This is a genomic window from Plantactinospora solaniradicis, assembly GCF_042658085.1.
Taxonomy (GTDB): domain Bacteria; phylum Actinomycetota; class Actinomycetes; order Mycobacteriales; family Micromonosporaceae; genus Plantactinospora; species Plantactinospora solaniradicis.
Window position 1 is genome coordinate 18,887 of sequence record NZ_JBHSPR010000100.1, and the last position, 16,076, is coordinate 34,962.

Annotated in this window: 11 protein-coding genes; 7 read left to right on the forward strand and 4 right to left on the reverse strand. The window is 67.5% G+C overall.

Annotated features, from left to right (window positions below):
- The first annotated feature begins 364 nt into the window (after positions 1-364).
- On the forward strand, positions 365-1,474 hold the full coding sequence (locus ACFP2T_RS46765; RefSeq protein WP_377434210.1) for a toxin-antitoxin system HicB family antitoxin: 1,110 nt from the start codon (positions 365-367) through the stop codon (positions 1,472-1,474).
- 49 nt (positions 1,475-1,523) lie between these two features.
- Here ACFP2T_RS46765 and ACFP2T_RS46770 read toward each other — a convergent pair whose 3' ends face one another.
- The 3 genes from ACFP2T_RS46770 to ACFP2T_RS46780 are packed head-to-tail and all read right to left on the reverse strand — an operon-like array spanning position 1,524 to position 5,904.
- Complete coding sequence (locus ACFP2T_RS46770) at positions 1,524-3,092, reverse strand: hypothetical protein (protein ID WP_377434213.1); 1,569 nt, start codon at positions 3,090-3,092, stop codon at positions 1,524-1,526.
- Complete coding sequence (locus tag ACFP2T_RS46775) at positions 3,089-4,255, reverse strand: SEFIR domain-containing protein (protein WP_377434216.1); 1,167 nt, start codon at positions 4,253-4,255, stop codon at positions 3,089-3,091. Before ACFP2T_RS46775 ends, ACFP2T_RS46770 begins: the two co-directional genes overlap by 4 nt.
- Positions 4,256-4,260: 5 nt before the next feature.
- Positions 4,261-5,904, reverse strand: a complete 1,644-nt coding sequence (locus ACFP2T_RS46780; protein WP_377434218.1) for a hypothetical protein — start codon at positions 5,902-5,904, stop codon at positions 4,261-4,263.
- A gap of 778 nt (positions 5,905-6,682) precedes the next feature.
- Here ACFP2T_RS46780 and lysA point away from each other — a divergent pair.
- From lysA to ACFP2T_RS46795, 3 genes are all read left to right on the forward strand, one after another.
- A complete protein-coding gene (lysA, locus tag ACFP2T_RS46785; RefSeq protein WP_377434221.1) occupies positions 6,683-8,032 on the forward strand; it encodes a diaminopimelate decarboxylase in 1,350 nt (449 codons plus the stop codon).
- A 153-nt stretch (positions 8,033-8,185) separates the two neighbouring features.
- The gene (gene lysS / locus ACFP2T_RS46790) at positions 8,186-9,688 is read left to right on the forward strand and encodes a lysine--tRNA ligase (RefSeq protein WP_377434224.1); all 1,503 of its coding nucleotides are present in this window, start codon (positions 8,186-8,188) and stop codon (positions 9,686-9,688) included.
- A gap of 47 nt (positions 9,689-9,735) precedes the next feature.
- Positions 9,736-10,668 (forward strand): alanyl-tRNA editing protein, encoded by a 933-nt coding sequence (locus ACFP2T_RS46795; RefSeq protein WP_377434227.1) that lies wholly within the window; start codon positions 9,736-9,738, stop codon positions 10,666-10,668.
- A gap of 39 nt (positions 10,669-10,707) precedes the next feature.
- Here the strand turns inward: ACFP2T_RS46795 and ACFP2T_RS46800 are convergent, their stop codons facing one another.
- Positions 10,708-11,682: a TauD/TfdA family dioxygenase gene (locus ACFP2T_RS46800; RefSeq protein WP_377434230.1), complete on the reverse strand. Its 975-nt coding sequence runs from the start codon at positions 11,680-11,682 to the stop codon at positions 10,708-10,710.
- Between the two features lie 195 nt (positions 11,683-11,877).
- Between ACFP2T_RS46800 and ACFP2T_RS46805 the strand changes: the two genes are divergently transcribed.
- From ACFP2T_RS46805 to ACFP2T_RS46815, 3 genes are all read left to right on the forward strand, one after another.
- Complete coding sequence (locus ACFP2T_RS46805; protein WP_377434233.1) at positions 11,878-14,139, forward strand: tetratricopeptide repeat protein; 2,262 nt, start codon at positions 11,878-11,880, stop codon at positions 14,137-14,139.
- Between the two features lie 65 nt (positions 14,140-14,204).
- Entirely contained in the window at positions 14,205-15,281 is a 1,077-nt protein-coding gene (locus ACFP2T_RS46810) for an integrase core domain-containing protein (RefSeq protein ID WP_377434236.1), read from the forward strand.
- A gap of 154 nt (positions 15,282-15,435) precedes the next feature.
- Complete coding sequence (locus ACFP2T_RS46815) at positions 15,436-15,960, forward strand: 3'-5' exonuclease (protein ID WP_377434239.1); 525 nt, start codon at positions 15,436-15,438, stop codon at positions 15,958-15,960.
- Positions 15,961-16,076: the final 116 nt, after the last annotated feature.

The following is a 16,076-nucleotide window of genomic DNA, read 5'->3' on the forward strand; positions in this document are numbered from 1 at the left end:
AAGCGCACCACATGCAGTGTCGTGGTAACATGGCAGCATGAGCGGCACCATATGTGGTGCCCATATTCGGTTATCGCAGTTGAGTGATCTTGGTTAGGTGGACCCATGCCAGAGCAGCGGGACGTCGGGCGCGCCCGGAAGTTCGTCGCAGAGATTCGGCGGAATCGGCGATCGCAAAGTCCCGAAGACCTTGCGAGGGCGGCAAGCGCGCTCGGATTCACGATCGATACGTCGCGCAGCAAAGATTCGTACATGTGGGCCATTCATCCAACCGGACTAAAATTCTCCATTCCGACTACCAAAAACCCTATCAGGGTCGGCACCACCACGTCGATCTTGCGGATCCTCGAAGAGGTGTTAACTGATGGCTTCCCTGGCTGACCACAAGTCCCGAGCAGAGGAGCTCTTCCGGCAGCCCTGGTCTCGTGAGGTATTTGCTGACGAGGATGGCGCCTATCTCGCCAGAGTTCCAGAGCTGCCGGGTTGCTTCGCTGATGGCGACTCCATGGAAGAGGCGTTGGCGAACCTCGACGTAGTTCTGCGAGATTGGCTCACCATCAGCCTGGAGCGCGGCGATCCAATCCCGGCGCCTCGCCGGATTACAGAGTCGTTCAGCGGACGATTCTCGGTACGCGTCCCTCGATCGCTGCATGAAGCGTTAAGCCGGCGGGCCGAGGACGAGGACTGCTCTCTCAACCAGCTGGTGACCGCTCTACTCGCAGGAGCAGTCCGCTCGCCCAATCTTCCGAGCACGGGAAGGTCCTCTGAGTCCACCGACATCTCCGAGGGTATCGCAGCCGACGCCGTCCAGTCGGGAAGTCAGGCGATCGCTGCGCTGAAAGGAATCGGCACACTTCTACGCGATCGAGGCGATGTTAATCTGGCCTGTGTTGTCTATGCGATGGCAGCTAGCCTCGTGGCAACAGTCGAGCGAGCAGAGGTTTCGGCCAGAGAGTTCGGGATGGCAGCGTCTCTCGCCAGGCGTGAGAAGCGTCACAAGCTTGCCGAAGCACTTCTTCGCGAGAGCGTGCAACGCGATCCAACCAATCTTCGATCCAGCTCAACGCTCGGACAACTCTTGTACTGGCAAGGTCGCTATCCGGAAGCGATTACGTACCTCTCAAGGGCTTCTTCGATCGACAGCTACGCCCGGCTATTCCTTGGGTGGTCGTACCTGCTCGAGGGGATCAATCTATCTGACGAGCTTCAGGAGCAGCAAGGACAAGACAATCTCGACAACGCCCTCCGCGAGTGGTGTTACCAGAACGGAGACCGGGCGTCCAAGACGTCATGGCTACGGCAGGTACAGCGCCTAGCCAAGTTGGGCGGCAAATACGTCGACGAAGCAAAGCATCTCGTCGACTTTGCCAATGCAAACGCCAACTGGGGCCCGATAGACCCAACGGTTGTAACAACGCCCCATGACGACGATGACGTGACCTCGCTCGACGAGCTTCGCACATCATCTGCCTAGTCCAACAGCATGCTTGAACGGAGGCCACACGCGTGCTGACGAAGTGACCCTAGTACTCCAAGCCCGTACCGGGAGACTTGCGGTAGCCGGCGCGTTGGTCGAGAAACCACCAGCCCGCCGTAAGGTGCTGAACAAGGCTGCTGATGGGTGCGCTCTCCTCCGCACCCCAGTCGCGGTCGCGCACAAAAGCGGCCGGCGCATTGGTGGCGAGCCAATGCAGGAGCAGTGTGCGGCCCGCGCTCGAAGTCAGGTGCAGCAGGACAAGACCGGGATTGACCGAGACGTCGAACGCGAAGGCGTAGAGGGGGTACGGCCCGTCGATCCAGGACGAGTGCCAGCGTACGGCGGCCCCGGCGGCGGCCCAGGACTCGAGGACAGGCAGCATCGGAATGTCGATCAGCGTGTAGAGCTGCGGGACGAGAGTCGAGGTCGCGTGGTCGGGCGCGTCGGCGATCGTGGCGAGCGTGGTCGCCACGATGAGGCGCTGGTCGTGTGCGGTGAAGATCCGGGCGACCGGGTCGGGGCCGAGGTCGCCGTTCATCGTCCACAGTAAGAGGTCGTCGGATGCCGGATCAGGTTCGACGCCGGGCATGATGGCCAGCACGTGCGATGATGCGTACGACTGGCCGGCGACCTGGCGCTCCAGCAGGTCGGCGCGTAGCCAGTACAGGACGGTGTGCACACCGAGGCCGGGATGGGTCGCGGCGAAAGCGGTCCAATGCCGCACGAGAGTGTCCCCGGCGGGCGCCTTGCGCCGCGGACGATCGCGGAACTGCAGTCGCTCACGTTGATGCTCCTCGAGCTCTGCGCGGCTCGGTTCAACAGGCTGGTCGACGATCTCATAGTGCGGTCTGGTGCCGAGGTAGCTGTTGAGCTGCGGCAGCAGCTGCCCGATCAGCTGCCGGTAGTCGTCGCGGTCCATGGTGACGACCCCGGCGGCGAGGAGTGCCTCGGCCATCTCCTTGTGGGTGTAGATCAGGTGTTCGCGGTCGACGGGCGGCACGTCGCCTAGGCCGCGGCGTCGAAACTCCATCCAGGCGCTGTTCTTGTGCAGCACGATGTGCCGCCAGCGTGCATCGGGGTGGTGCGGTTCGAGGCGGTACAGGTCTTCAGAGCACCATGTGGCCAGCGGGCGGGCCAGCAGATCGGACAGTGCGACCGGGGCCATGGCGGCGATCAGCGCGGCGTGGGTGAAGATCGCGCGCGCCGGCCACGCTGTATCCCGGTCAGGGCAGAACTGGTCGGCCGCGTCGTAGTAGGCGCGGTAGGCATCGCCGAGGTCGTCGGCGTCAAGCACGGTCCTGTCCAGGCCGATGCTGAAGTAGGTGGCGTACATCTCGTGCACGTCGGTGGACCAGGCGGCCGCACGCAGGAACATGTCCTCGTGTTCGATCGAAGGTTCTGCAACCTCGGTAAGGGCGCCGAGGACGCTGGTGAGCAGGCCCCAGGGCGTCGACATGATGAGGTCGTGGTGCAGGCGCTCGTGCACCGACACGCGGTGCTGACGGTCGTGGCTGCCGAGGCGGGCGGTGTGCAGTGTCCAGAAGCCGATGCCGTCGTGGCTGCCGAGGTTGCCGGAGGAGAAGAGCCGGGAGCGGCAGGCAAACGGCCATCTCATGGACTGGTCAGGGTGCGGAGCACGTCCACGGCGCCTACCTGATCCAGGCTGACGACCTTGTAGTGGTCAGCGTTGTGGGGTTGCAGAAACAGGGGAATGTCGTCGACCGTCATGCCCGGCAGGATGACCGGCAGCACGCGCCGCAGCCAGGTCGGGTGGTCGGAGTTGTACAACTCCCGAAGGGTGCGCATCTCGGCCTGCAGGCCCTTGTTGCGGTCCGGGTCGATGGTGCCGTCGCCGACCTTCCGGCAGGTCGGCGAGGCGATCACCAGTACGTAGTCGCTCTCGGTGATGTGCTTGGTAGCCCACAGCTGCCAGTCGCCGCGGTGTGCAAGGGTGTCCTGGTCGAGGATGACGCCGACGCCGCTGGCATGAAGGCACTCGGCGAAGGCGAGGACATCCCGTTTGTGGTTTTCACTCTCCTGTGCGTATGAAATGAAGACGCGCGGGCGGCCATCCGCGAGACGCAGACCGGTGCCCGGACCGGCCGGTGCGATCACTGCTGCGGGATCGGAGGAGCCGTCCGGGGCGCCCGTAGGCGGAAGTGCTGTCACGTGCAGGAGGCTGGGTACGAGAGACGGCGCGGTCAAGGCGAGCCGGAACCCGTGGCGTCCGTCGCCTGCGCGCAGCCGGACGCCGTCCGGCCCGACGGCGGCGAGCCGGGCGTCGAGTAGACGCTCTACGACCTCGGTGAGCTCACCGATGCTGAGTTCCGCACGGGAACGGGCCGGCAGCCGCTGGTAGAGCTCCTGAAGGCTCTGAGGCTCGTCCCGGGCCGCAGCAGTCAGCTCGGCGTGCAGGGTGATGTCCCTCGCCTCAAGCTCGACCCTCCGGATGCGGAGCAGGAGCGGCGCAGCCAGGCTTACGAGGGCTGTCGGCAGCGGCGGCGCTCCGGCCGCAGCGATGATCGCCGCTCCGGCGAGGCCAGCGAGCACCGTGTGCGCGACGGCGCCGGGCAGGTCGATGCGCCACGTGTTCGTGCGGACCTCAAACGGCGGCACCTCGTATCCGTGGATCCGCAACGTCCCGCGCAGACCTATCGCCACGTCCACCCGGTCTAGGTGCAGGATTTCGGCGAGCCGGTCGATCGTGGTGGCGTCCAGGCGGGCGGTGGAGCCTGCGGCCTCGGGGAAGATCTCGTCGATCCAGGTCTCGTCCGCCATGAGGCTCACGCTACCGAGTCCTGCTCCAGCACCCTCCAGGTGGTCAGGATCGCGCGCACCGCGTATTCGACGCCGTCGCCCAGCAGACGGTTGTCGATGGACAGCCGGTCCACGTGCCGACGCAGGATCCGCTCGATCAGCATGGCGGTGCCGACCTTGCCACCCAGACTCAGAAAGCGCAGATGCGGCGCATGGTCGCCGACGAAGACAGCGATCCACAGCTCGGCGTGCGTCCCTTCCAGCGGCGACGCCGCCATCCGGACCTGTGCACCCTGCCGGATCCATTCGTCGACGTGCCAGGCGACGGGGAGGTCCATCACAACGAAGATCGGTTCGTCGTCCACCAGCGTCGCCTGCACAGCTGGGTCGAGGAGCGATGCATGGCTGGTGACCGCGACCAGCGGGATGCCGCCGATCTGCCGCTGCACCTGCCCCGGAGTGGTGTCGGGGTCGAGCAGGCCGAGCCGGGTCAATTCGCTGCCGTCCGGCCGGTGGACCCGGTTGACCAGGGCGGTGATCCGGTCGGTCGGCGTGATTCCCGAACTCGCACGGGCCGCCTGCGGCACGAACTGGCGAAGGACCACCGAGCCCGCCAGCCACACACCGCAGACGTAGCGGTCGTCGCCTGCGCCGAGCAACAGCGCCGGGAGGCGGCGCAGAACGTCCGGTCCGTCGATCTGCTCGCAGTCCGCACCGCCACGCAGCCGGATCCGCTGCCGGTCGTAGTCGAGCCCGTCGTCCAGGATCGGACGTCGCTCGGTGACGACCGCCAGCCGGTCACCGAGGCCGTCGTCCAGCATCCGAACCTCCCGCACCAGGCTGTCGGCGACGGCCGCCTGATCCGCCCAGGCGATCGACGGGCTGCCCCCAGCGTCCAGCCACGCCACGACGTGCTCGTAGCAGCGCCGCAACAGGACCTCCTCCTCGAATCGTCGTAGCCGCTCCACGTCAGCCGCCCCGTCAGGCAGCGACCGGCGATCTTCGCCGCCCAGGTCGCCCCCGAGGTCCGGGTAATCAGCCCGTATCTCGGCGAACAGGTGCGCCCAACCGGCGGGCCCGTCGCCGCCCAGGAACGCCGCCAGCCGCTCGTCCGGCGTGTGCGCCGGCTCCACGATCCGACCGCGGCGCAGGGCCGCGAAGCCCTGTTCCAGCACAGAGGTGACGGCCAAGGGCGCCATGGCGCACCGCAGCACCGCCGCGATCGCAGTTTCCTGAACCTGCCGTGACGTTCCTGGTACCGGCACCAGCGATAAGGCGTCCAGCAGGAACTCCGTGTAACGGGTGTTGCCGGCCAACAGCGCCCGCCCCTGTTCGAGCCCGATCGGCGCGGTGGACAGGTACGTCGCGAACAGCTCGTGCACCCGGGTGCTTCGCGCGACCATCTCATCGAACGCCTCGCCGAGTTGCTCGGGTCGGGTCCCACGCGCCGCGAGGAGGCTAGACATCGCCCCGATGAGGCCCCAGGCGCTGCTTGCCTGCAGCTCGTGGTGCAGCCCTTCGTGTGTTTCGACGAGCTGCTGTTCGTCGGCGTCGCGAAGCGCGGCCAGAACCACGGTCCAGGCTCCGGCACCGTCGTAGCCGCCCAGCAGTCCGGTGCCGAGGACATCAGAGAGTCCGTCACGCTCGCAACGGAACGCGATGCTGTTCATCGGCCATAAATATCACGGTAGTGCCGTCATCCGAACGGCGGCCACAAGGTCATAATTCCGGAAGCGCAAGGTCGGCCTCCATGACCCGGGCCCAGGACTGCCGCACCTCGGCGCCGAGAGCGCCTGCGACATGACTGAACTATCTGGTTGGCGCCCGGCTCAAGCATGGCGCCTGACGCCGCCGCCTGACGGCTGGCCTGGTTCGCCTCGATCACAGATTGGTGATACAGGCGTGCGTTGAACACGAGTGCGACCGCGGACCGTCGCCAGTGAGAAGGCCTGGAGCCAGTCCGTCAGGTGCAAGATCGCCCCCCCGGTGCTCGAGATGGGCCGCATCGACATCCTGCACGGGCGCCGATACGGGTGGCGAGGGGTATCCGTTGCCGGACCGGATCGGAAACACGAAACGCTTGGCCGGAGCGACAGCGGTGGAGCAGCATTGTCCCGACGACGGCCAGACATCCGGACGCGTCGTCAATTCGTCGGTGAGGACGAGGTCTGGACACGCAATGGGACGAAAGCAGCAGGCGACGGCCGAGGTTCCGTCGAAGCGGCTGCCGACGCCAAAACCGGTGCGGCGGTTGAGCCAGACCGTGTAGCCGGCCGCGGGCGCCGCAGCATCGCCCCGACGGCGCGCCAGCTCTGACTATCGCAGCGTGCTCCACTGCCCGAGACGCGCCGTCGCCGGAGCCCGACCGCAAACCTGGACGTCACCTCACCGTTCGGCGTGCCGTCGATGGCGCCGCCGTTCATTCCCAAACCAGCAAAGGAGCCCGTCATGGGCAGCGACAGCGCGCGTTCTCACCCCGACCACGTCGAGCATCCGTCCGGTGTGCGGGTTTGGCCCCGAAATGTTCACCGCGGACCTGAGGGTGGGCTTAAGGTCGGCGCCCTTAGCCTCGATCGGATCGCCGACCAGTTCGGCACCCCCGCTTTCGTGCTCGACGAGGCCGAGTTCCGTGGACGGTGCCGGGAGTTCAGGGACGCCTTCCCGGAGGCGAAGGTGTACTACGCCGGCAAGGCCTTCCTGTGCCGGGCGGTCGCCGCGATGGCGCACCAGGAGGGCCTCGGTGTCGACGTCTGCTCCGGTGGCGAGCTGACCGTCGCACTGAGTGCCGGGGTCCCGCCGGAGACCATCACGATGCACGGCAACAACAAGTCGTTGGAGGAGTTGGAGCGCGCGACCGCCTTGGGTGTCGGCACGATCGTCGTAGACTCGTTCGAAGAGGTGGCGCGGCTGACCGCGATCGCCCGCCGGCGCGGCGTCCGGCCCGGGGTCATGGTGCGGGTGATGCCCGGCGTCGAGGCGCACACCCACGAACTGGTCGCGACTGCGCACGACGACCAGAAGTTCGGGCTCTCGCTGCGCGACGGCAGTGCGGAAGCGGCCATCTCCGGCATCATCTCCGACGGGGTCCTGCAAATGCGAGGCCTGCACTGCCACGTCGGGTCGCAGATCTTCGACAGCTCTGCCCACGAACTGGCGGCGACCCGCGTGCTGGCGCTGTACGCGCGATTCGGCATGCCGGACGGCGGCCCTTGGCCGGAACTCAACCTCGGCGGCGGGTTCGGCATTTCGTACACCACGGCGGAGGAACCGGTGTCGCTGTGCGACTTTGCCGCCGCGCTCGAAAAGGTCATCGGCCAGGAGTGCGCCACGCTCCGGATTCCACATCCGCAGCTGGTGATCGAGCCCGGTCGGGCCATCGTGGGCCCGTCGATGCTTACCCTCTACCGGGTGGGTACCGTCAAGCCGCGACCCGGGTTGCGGACCTACGTCAGTGTCGACGGAGGGATGTCCGACAACATCCGCACCGCTCTGTACGACGCAACCTACACAGCCACGATCGCCAACCGGACCTCCACGGTCGCACCGGTGCCGACCAGGGTGGTCGGCCGGCACTGCGAATCAGGCGACATCGTCGTGCGTGAGGCACGGCTGCCCGGGGACGTCCGATCCGGGGACCTGCTCGCTGTGGCCGCCACCGGTGCCTACTGCCGCGGCATGGCCAGCAACTACAACCACACGCCGCGCCCGCCGGTCCTAGCGGTAAACCATCAGGGCGTCCGCGCGGTCGTCCGCCGGGAGACGGACGCCGATCTGATGAATCTGGACGTCGGCCCGTGAGGGGGCGTGCCAGCGGACGGCATGGAAGCAGACCGATGGTTGCCGGATCGACCCGAAACAGGAAACACCTGTCCGGCAACGGCCGGCCAGGTCACGATGGCCCGCGGAAGGTGCCCGTCGGGCATACCTCGAACGATTGGGAGCCACAGCGGCATGGAGCACAGGATCGACCGGACCGACGATGGAGGTTTCGAGCAGCTCCAGGTGCGGCTGAGCAAGCGTTCCCTGATGCTTGAGGCGGATGAGGACCCGTACCCGGTCGCGGTCACCCGCACGCACGAACTGGGTGACCTCAGACGGACGTACGGCACCCTCCCCCCGGACACTGTCACCGGATCGCAGGTGAGCATCGTCGGCCGGGTCATCTTCCTGCGCGATACCGGCAATCTGCGCTTCGCGACGCTGCGCGACGGTGGCGGCGACGAACTGCAGGTCATGCTCACCCGCGATCGGGTGGGCACAGACCGAATGGCTGCGTGGAAGCGGCTGGTGGACCTGGGCGACATCGTCGAGGTTAACGGCGAGGTGGCCACCAGCCGGCTCGGCGAACTGTCGGTGCTGGCGAGTTGCTGGCGCATGGCAGCCAAGGCGGTGCGTCCTCTGCCGACAGCGCACAAACCATTGTCGGAGGAGGCCCGGGTCCGGCAACGCTACATCGACCTCATCGTACGTCCCGGCGCCCGCGACGCGGTGCGGCTGCGCGCCGACGTCGTGCGCAGCGTCCGGGAGGAACTGCACCGACGCCGGTTCGTCGAGGTGGAGACTCCGATGCTGCAACTGCTGCCCGGCGGAGCCAACGCACGACCGTTCCGCACCCACTGCAACGCCCTCGATACCGACCTCTTCCTGCGGGTCGCGCCGGAACTTTTCCTGAAAAGATGCGTGGTCGGCGGCCTCGACCGGGTGTTCGAGATCAACCGGAACTTCCGCAACGAGGGAATCGACTCCTCGCACTCGCCGGAGTTCGCGATGCTGGAGGCATACGAAGCTTTCGGTGACTACCGCTCGATGGCCGTGCTCACCCGCGAGCTGGTCCAAACGGCCAGCCAGGCCGCGTTCGGCTCCACCGTGGCACGCCATGCGGACGGCACCGAGTTCGACGTCTCCGACCAGGTGTGGCGTGAGGTCACGCTGTTCGGCGCGCTGTCGGAGGCACTGGGTGAGGAGGTCACCGTCGACACCCCCGTCGAGATGCTGCGCGCCCACGCCGAGAAGCGGGAGATCGACACCGGCCTGGCCGGCCCAGGAAAGCTCGCGGAGAAGCTGTTCGACGTGCTCGTGGCACCGACCTTGATCGCACCGACGTTCGTGATGGACTACCCGGAGGAGACCAGCCCGCTGACCCGACACCACCGCACGGCCGCCGGGCTGGCCGAACGGTGGGATCTCTACGTGTCCGGATTCGAACTCGCCACCGGCTACTCCGAACTCGTGGACCCGGTGGTCCAACGCGATCGGCTCACCGCCCAGGCCCGTCTCAAGACCGGCGGTGATCCCGAAGCCATGCGGCTCGACGAGGACTTCCTCCGGGCCATCGAGCACGGCATGCCGCCCTCCGGCGGAATCGGCATGGGCATCGACCGTCTGCTCATGGCGTTGTCGGGGCTCGGCATCCGCGACACCATCCTGTTCCCGTTGGTGCGCCCCGGCAGCTGACACCGTCGCACGGGGGCGGTCCAGATCCTCGACCTGGAAGTACATCTGTGAACCTGTTCGAACATGACACTGTCGCCACCTTCCCCGCCGGCTGTCTGGACGGCAGCTCCACGGTCCTCGCGGTCGTCGGGATCGACGTGCCGGCCGGCCGGCACGGTGTGATCGTGGCCGGCACCCCGTTCCATCCCCTGGATCACCGCTGGCCGGACCAGCCGGCCGACACCGGCATCATCGAACTGCTCGGGCACCGGCTGCCGGTCCTGGACTGTGTCGTCGGCGCCGCACCGCGCGGCACGGCCGACGTGCTGGTCGGGTCCGCGATCCCGGCCCGGCGCGGCGACGACGCATGGTGCTGGCTCGTGGTGCACGTCGTCGAACTGGACCCGTCTCTGGCGACCTGGGCGGTCGGGGCGTCGGTACGGCTGACCGTCGACGGCAAGCGCCGGTGGGACCTCTCTGGCGCGCATACCGCATGCCATCTGTCCGGCTTCGCCATCAATGCCGCACTGGCCGGCTACTGGCGCAAGCCCGTCGCCGCCGACGCGCTGGGCACTCCCGACTTCGAGCGCCAGGCGCTGGTGGCATCGTCGCTGTCGGAGCTCCGCTACCACGACACCTACCGCATCGGCCGCAGCCTCCGGAAGGCGGGCTTCGACACCGACGGACTGCCGTCGGTCGTGCCCTCCCTCGGTGTGACTCTGGAGAAGAGGATGTGTGACTGGACGGCGACCGCAGCGCCGGTGCGGGTGACGGCTGCCGGCCCAGGTCTGGGCAGTATCCGCACCTGGACCTGCGACCTGCCGTCCGGAACGGTGCGGGTGCCCTGCGGAGGCACCCACCTCACCGACCTGGCCGGGCTGGCCGGGGTACGCGTCGAGGTCAGCTTGTCGGCCGCTGGTGACGTCCTCGACGTCGTCGGAACCGTCGAGCTGCACCCGGTCGGGGCATCGGCCCGAGCGGATGCGCGCGTGTCCCGCTGACGGTGGCGGACCTGTGGACGGATCCGCCACCGACCCGGGTCAGCTGTACTGCGCGGCGACCATCCGGCTGTCGCCGCGCCGGGCGTGCCGCGTGCGGGCGAGGTCGTGGGTGACGAAACTGCGCACCACGAACCGGTCCGTTCCGTCGAAGCGGGGCCGGAAGGGCGACCTGCCATGTACGACGCGCGCGTTGTCCAGCACCATGATCTCCCCGGCGTCGAGCACGTGCGAGTGCCGAAGGATGGGATACAGCGCGATGACCCGCGTCAGCAGCTGCTGCGCGACCGGGTCGATGCCATGCATGAGATCCTGGTCCAGCACGATGAACGGGTCGTCGTCGCTGCCGGACATGATCGGCATCGGGCCGCGGACGTCGCCGTGCACGAACCGCTGGCCGCCCATCCGGAACGACTCGTCGACCCCGGTCGTCCAGCGCGGCTCGCGCAGCAGTGCGAGTTCGGCGTGGTCCAGCCGAGCCGCGAGATCGGCTGCGGTCATCAGATAGGTCTGCGCGCCGGGGTCGCCGCGCAGGCAGGCCAGGCTGAGGTAGTCCGGGCGGAGCTGGCTGAACGCCTGCTCGGTATGCAACTCCAGCTCCACCGACGAGCTCAGGCTGGTCTGGCTCGTCGCCCCCGTCCGCGCCGGCACCATGTCCTGGAACAGCCGGCCGGCGCCCTCGGCCTCGTAGGCGAGCATGTGGCCGAGGAACTCGTTGAACAGCGCCTGGATACGGGCGAGCAGGGTCCGCTCACCCAGATGGGAGGTGTTGTCGACCGGGGTCGGTGGGAGCGGGCCGACCGGAAGGCCGGAGAACACCAACATCCCGCTGACGCTGCCCCAGCGTCGGTAGTCCTGCAGCGCCTCGGCGATACGGTTCGGTAACTGCCGGGCCGCACGTTTGGCGTCGCGGCAGAACGACTCCGGATCCTCCGTCGGGTTCGCAGTCAAGTGCGCGGCGAGTCTCGTCAGATCGCGTGCCTCCCGAGGGGTGACGGCCACGTGCCACGCGGTCATGGCTTGCGTAAGGTGTCGGGTGGACAAGTCCAGTTCTGTCGACATGTGTGCGCCTTCCGGTGCCGGCAGCAGTGCCGGACGGAGCGGCCGGCAGCGCCGGGGGGGTCGGCGCTTCACCACAATGCGATCGTCCGCACGTGCCCGGCAGGAGCTTTCCTGCGCCGCTTCAGCAGGAAACGGCAACGCTCCGTACGAGTGTCATACAGTCCTCGGCTGGCGTCGCGACGTAGAATCGGACCGATGGCTGAACTGCCCGTCCAGCGCACAGACGAACCGCCGGGTATCTCGTTCGGCGCCGAGCTTCGCCGCCGTCGCCAGGAGCAAAAGATGTCGCTCGCCGAGCTGGCACGGGAAGTGCACTACAGCCGAGGCTTCCTCAGCAAGATCGAGACCGGCAAGGCCCAGCCGAACCGGGCGCTCGCCGAGACTTGTGACGAACTGCTGGGAGCCGGTGGAGACCTCGTCCGGCGGCTGCCACCGACCAAGCGGAGGCCACGGTGGTCGCCCACCACACGCCCGGTCGACCTGCCGGCCGTGAGCACCATCTTCCTGGGGCGCGCAGACGAACTGTCGCTGGTGACCGACGCGCTGAGCAAGCGACCCCGGTCATCCCGGATCGTGGTGGTGTATGGCCTGCCCGGGGTCGGTAAGACCGAACTGGTCCTCCACACCGCCGGACATCTACTCGACCGGTACCCCGATGGCTGCCTCTACCTCGATCTCCAGGGCGGCGGTGACGCGCCGGTCGACAGCCACGCCGCGATCGACCACCTGCTTCGCCGGCTCGGTGTTCCACCGGAGCTGGTACCGAACCCGCCGGCCCAACGCGCAGCGATGTACCGGCAGGTAGTGCGCGACCGCAACCTGCTGCTGGTCATCGATAACCCGACAGCCGCCGCCGACGTGGCAGCGCTGGTGGCACCCGGCGGCACGGGCGACATCCTGGTGGCGAGCCGCCGCCGGCTCGACGCGCTGGACGAGGCCCGTCAGATCGAACTCGCCCCGTTGAGCGACGCGGATGCGCGCGCACTTTTCGAGCAGATCGCCGACGACCGTCTCGCCACGGATCCCGGGGCCGATTCCGGCACGATCGACCAGATCACCGCAGCCTGCGACCGGCTACCGCTGGCGGTGCGGATCGCGGCGGCCAGGTTCCGCGCCTCCGAGCACACCCCGATCGCGGAGCTGTCGGCGCTGCTCGAGGACGAGCGGCACCGGCTCTCGGCTCTCGACGACGGTGAACGCAGCATCGCGGACACCTTCGCGGCGGCCTGCGCCGCCTTACCGCCGCCACAGGCCCTGCTGTTCGCGTTGCTGTCCGTCCATCCGGGGCCGTCGTTCGGGCGCATGACCGCCGGTCTGCTTGCGGACGCCGGCGAACAGGAGGCGGCGCGGCTGCTCGACAGGCTCGTCAGCACCTGTCTAATCCAGCGTGTTGGACCCGACCGGCACATCCTGCACCTGCTCGTCAGTACGATCGCCGCCCGGCAGGCCACGACGACGGTCGCACCCCAGCACCGTCTGGCTGCCGTCGACCGGCTGCTGGATGGCTATCTACTCGCCGCGCAGCACGCCGACCTCGCGGCGACCCCGCAACGGCATCGCGCACCCCCGGTAGTGCCCTCAACCGCCGCTTGGTACGCCACCTTCACCGCCGCAGAACAAGCCTCGACCTGGTTCGATGCCGAGCAGGACAACCTGGTCGCCATCTGCGATCTGGCACTTGCCCACGACCGGCCGCACGTCTGCTGGCGGCTGGCCTACGCGATGCGGGACCACTTCTTCCGGACCAGATCGGACCGCGACTGGGTCCGTACGCACCGGGCAGCGCTGACCGCCGCCCGCCGCGCCGACGACCCGTGGGCCGTCGCCGTGACGCTCAACAACCTCGGCCTCGGGTACGCCGTCGCGGCACAGAGCACACAAGCCGACGAGTGCTACACCGAAGCGCTACAGCTATTCAGGGACCTCGGCGACCCGCACGGGGAGGCGAACTCCCTCGGCCACCTGGCCTGGACCGCACACACGACCGGTCAGCACCGCACGGCGATCACGCGCGGAAAGGCCGCGCTGCGACTGTACGAACAGTTCGGCACCCCACGCCAAGCAGCGATCACCCGCAGGACGATCGGCGTGGCCGAGGCTGCGCAGGGCGACGTTGCCGCAGCCGAGGCACACCTGAGGGCCGCCGTGGCGGTCTTCGCCGCGGACCGGCTCGCGCTAGACGAGGCCATGACACTCAACTGCCTCGGCGATGTCGCCTGGGCCGACCACCGTGTCCAGAAGACCATCGACCTCTACCGCCGGGCCCTATTCCGGGCCCGCACCGGCGAAAGCACTTTCGAACAGGCACGTGCGTTGCGCGGGCTCGCGCTGGCCTCGGATTCCATCGGCAAGCACCGGGCGGCCAGATTGCTCACGGAGCAGGCACAGTTCATCAGCGGGCTGACGCGGTAGCGGGCCCTGTACCGCGCCAAAACCTGTCGCACAGTCTGTGAGCTGGGAGTTCTCGGCTCAGGCGGATGATCGCCGGTATGGTCGTGCGGTTGCTGTACCTGGGAATGATCCGCCTGTTCAGCGGTTTGGGGTTGCTGATCCGCAGCGACAAAGCGCTGCTGGTCGAGGTCCTCGCGCTACGACACGAGATAGCGGTGCTACGCCGCCACGTTCACGGCCCGCCCCGGCTGTCCTGGCCGGACCGGGCGATCCTGTCCGCCCTGGCCCGCCTGCTGCCCCGCCGGATACGGGCACACCGGATCGTCACCCCGGCCACGTTGCTGAACTGGCATCGCCGGCTGCTGCGACGCCGCTGGACCTACCCGAACAAGCCCGGCCGACCACCGGTCAGCGACGAGATCCGGGACCTGGTGCTGCGGCTGGCCGGAGAAAACCCACGCTGGGGACACCGCCGCGTTCAAGGCGAACTACAGCGACTCGGTCACCGGATCGGCGCCGGCACGATCCGACGAATCCTGGCCCGCCGCCGTGTCGGCCCGCCGCCCCGCCAACAGGACACCAGCTGGCGGGCCTTCCTGCGCAACCAGGCCGCCGGCCTACTGGCCATCGACTTCTTCCACCTCGATACGGTCCTACTGCGGCGCCTGTACGCGCTGGTGGTCATGGAAGTAGCCACCCGACGGGTCCACCTCCTCGGCATCACCGCCCACCCCACCGGACAATGGGTGACCCAGCAAGCCCGTAACCTCCTCATGGACCTGGGCGAACATGCCAACAGGATCCGGTTCCTCATCCGCGACCGCGACGCCAAATACCCCACCGCCTTCGACGCGGTGTTCACCGCCGCGGGCATCACGGTGATCAAGACCCCGCCCCGCACCCCGCGAGCGAACTGCTTCATCGAACGCTGGGGCCGCAGCCTCCGCAACGAGTGCACCGACCACATGCTGCACTACAACGAACGGCACGCACGGACCGTGATCGACGAGTACGTCGACCACTTCACCAACCACCGACCACACCAAGGACGACAGCAGCGCCCACCCAACCACGACCCGACCGTCGTCATCCCCATGGACAAGCCCGTACGACGCCGAAGACGACTCGGCGGAGTAATCAACGAGTACCACCGAGCAGCCTGAGCCGATCTTCAGAAGACCAGGTCACCGCCGTTGAACGAGTTTTGGCACGGTACACGGTATCGCTGAACCGGGAATCGCGCGTCAGCGCCTCGCCACGGCACGCGAAGCAGTGCGGGAGCTCCGAACGCTGGTAGCCGAGGCTGGTGCAAGCTCGGTGGGAAAGGTACTGCGGCACGCGTACCAGAAGGGACTCATTGAACCGGTCCCGCTGCTCGCCCGCTACCTCGACCCCGATGGGACGCACAGCGACCAGGTGCTCGGTGAAAAGACCCGGGAGGTTTTGGACGCATTCATGGCGTGCGACGTCGATGAGCTGGACGGGTACCTGCGATACGTCAGACGCGAGTCCCCCTACTCCACACAACATGGGACCAAAGGCGCCGAATTTCCGAACGTCATTGTCCTGATCGACGACTCCGAAGGAACACTGCCAGCCCACTCCTACGACAAGCTTCTCGGACTCGCTGAGCTTTCCGACACCGATCGTCGTAACAAGGCCAGCGGCAAGGACACCACCGTCGATCGGAGCCGGCGACTCCTGTATGTCTGCGTCTCACGAGCACGAAACGAACTCGCCGTCGTCCTCTACGCCGTGGACGTGGATGCCGCGATCTTGTCTCTCAAGGCCGCAGGTCTGGCAGACCAGCCACTGACGATGGACGACCTATCGGCGACCTGACGGCAGCCGCGTCATCACGCCTCGCTGCTGAAGGAGGCCTACCAAGATCGGCTCAATGCACGCTCACTGCGCAGACTCTGTCTGTCGGCGGTCTCGTCGGGCACCGTGTCTGGTGC

Coding starts and splice junctions, on each gene's coding strand:
- ACFP2T_RS46775 (WP_377434216.1), bottom strand. CDS start 4,255: ATGGCGGACGAGACCTGGATCGACGAGATCTTCCCCGAGGCCGCAGGC.
- ACFP2T_RS46780 (WP_377434218.1), bottom strand. CDS start 5,904: ATGAACAGCATCGCGTTCCGTTGCGAGCGTGACGGACTCTCTGATGTC.
- ACFP2T_RS46770 (WP_377434213.1), bottom strand. CDS start 3,092: ATGAGATGGCCGTTTGCCTGCCGCTCCCGGCTCTTCTCCTCCGGCAAC.
- ACFP2T_RS46765 (WP_377434210.1), top strand. CDS start 365: ATGGCTTCCCTGGCTGACCACAAGTCCCGAGCAGAGGAGCTCTTCCGG.
- ACFP2T_RS46810 (WP_377434236.1), top strand. CDS start 14,205: ATGATCGCCGGTATGGTCGTGCGGTTGCTGTACCTGGGAATGATCCGC.
- lysS (WP_377434224.1), top strand. CDS start 8,186: ATGGAGCACAGGATCGACCGGACCGACGATGGAGGTTTCGAGCAGCTC.
- ACFP2T_RS46800 (WP_377434230.1), bottom strand. CDS start 11,682: ATGACCGCGTGGCACGTGGCCGTCACCCCTCGGGAGGCACGCGATCTG.
- lysA (WP_377434221.1), top strand. CDS start 6,683: ATGGGCAGCGACAGCGCGCGTTCTCACCCCGACCACGTCGAGCATCCG.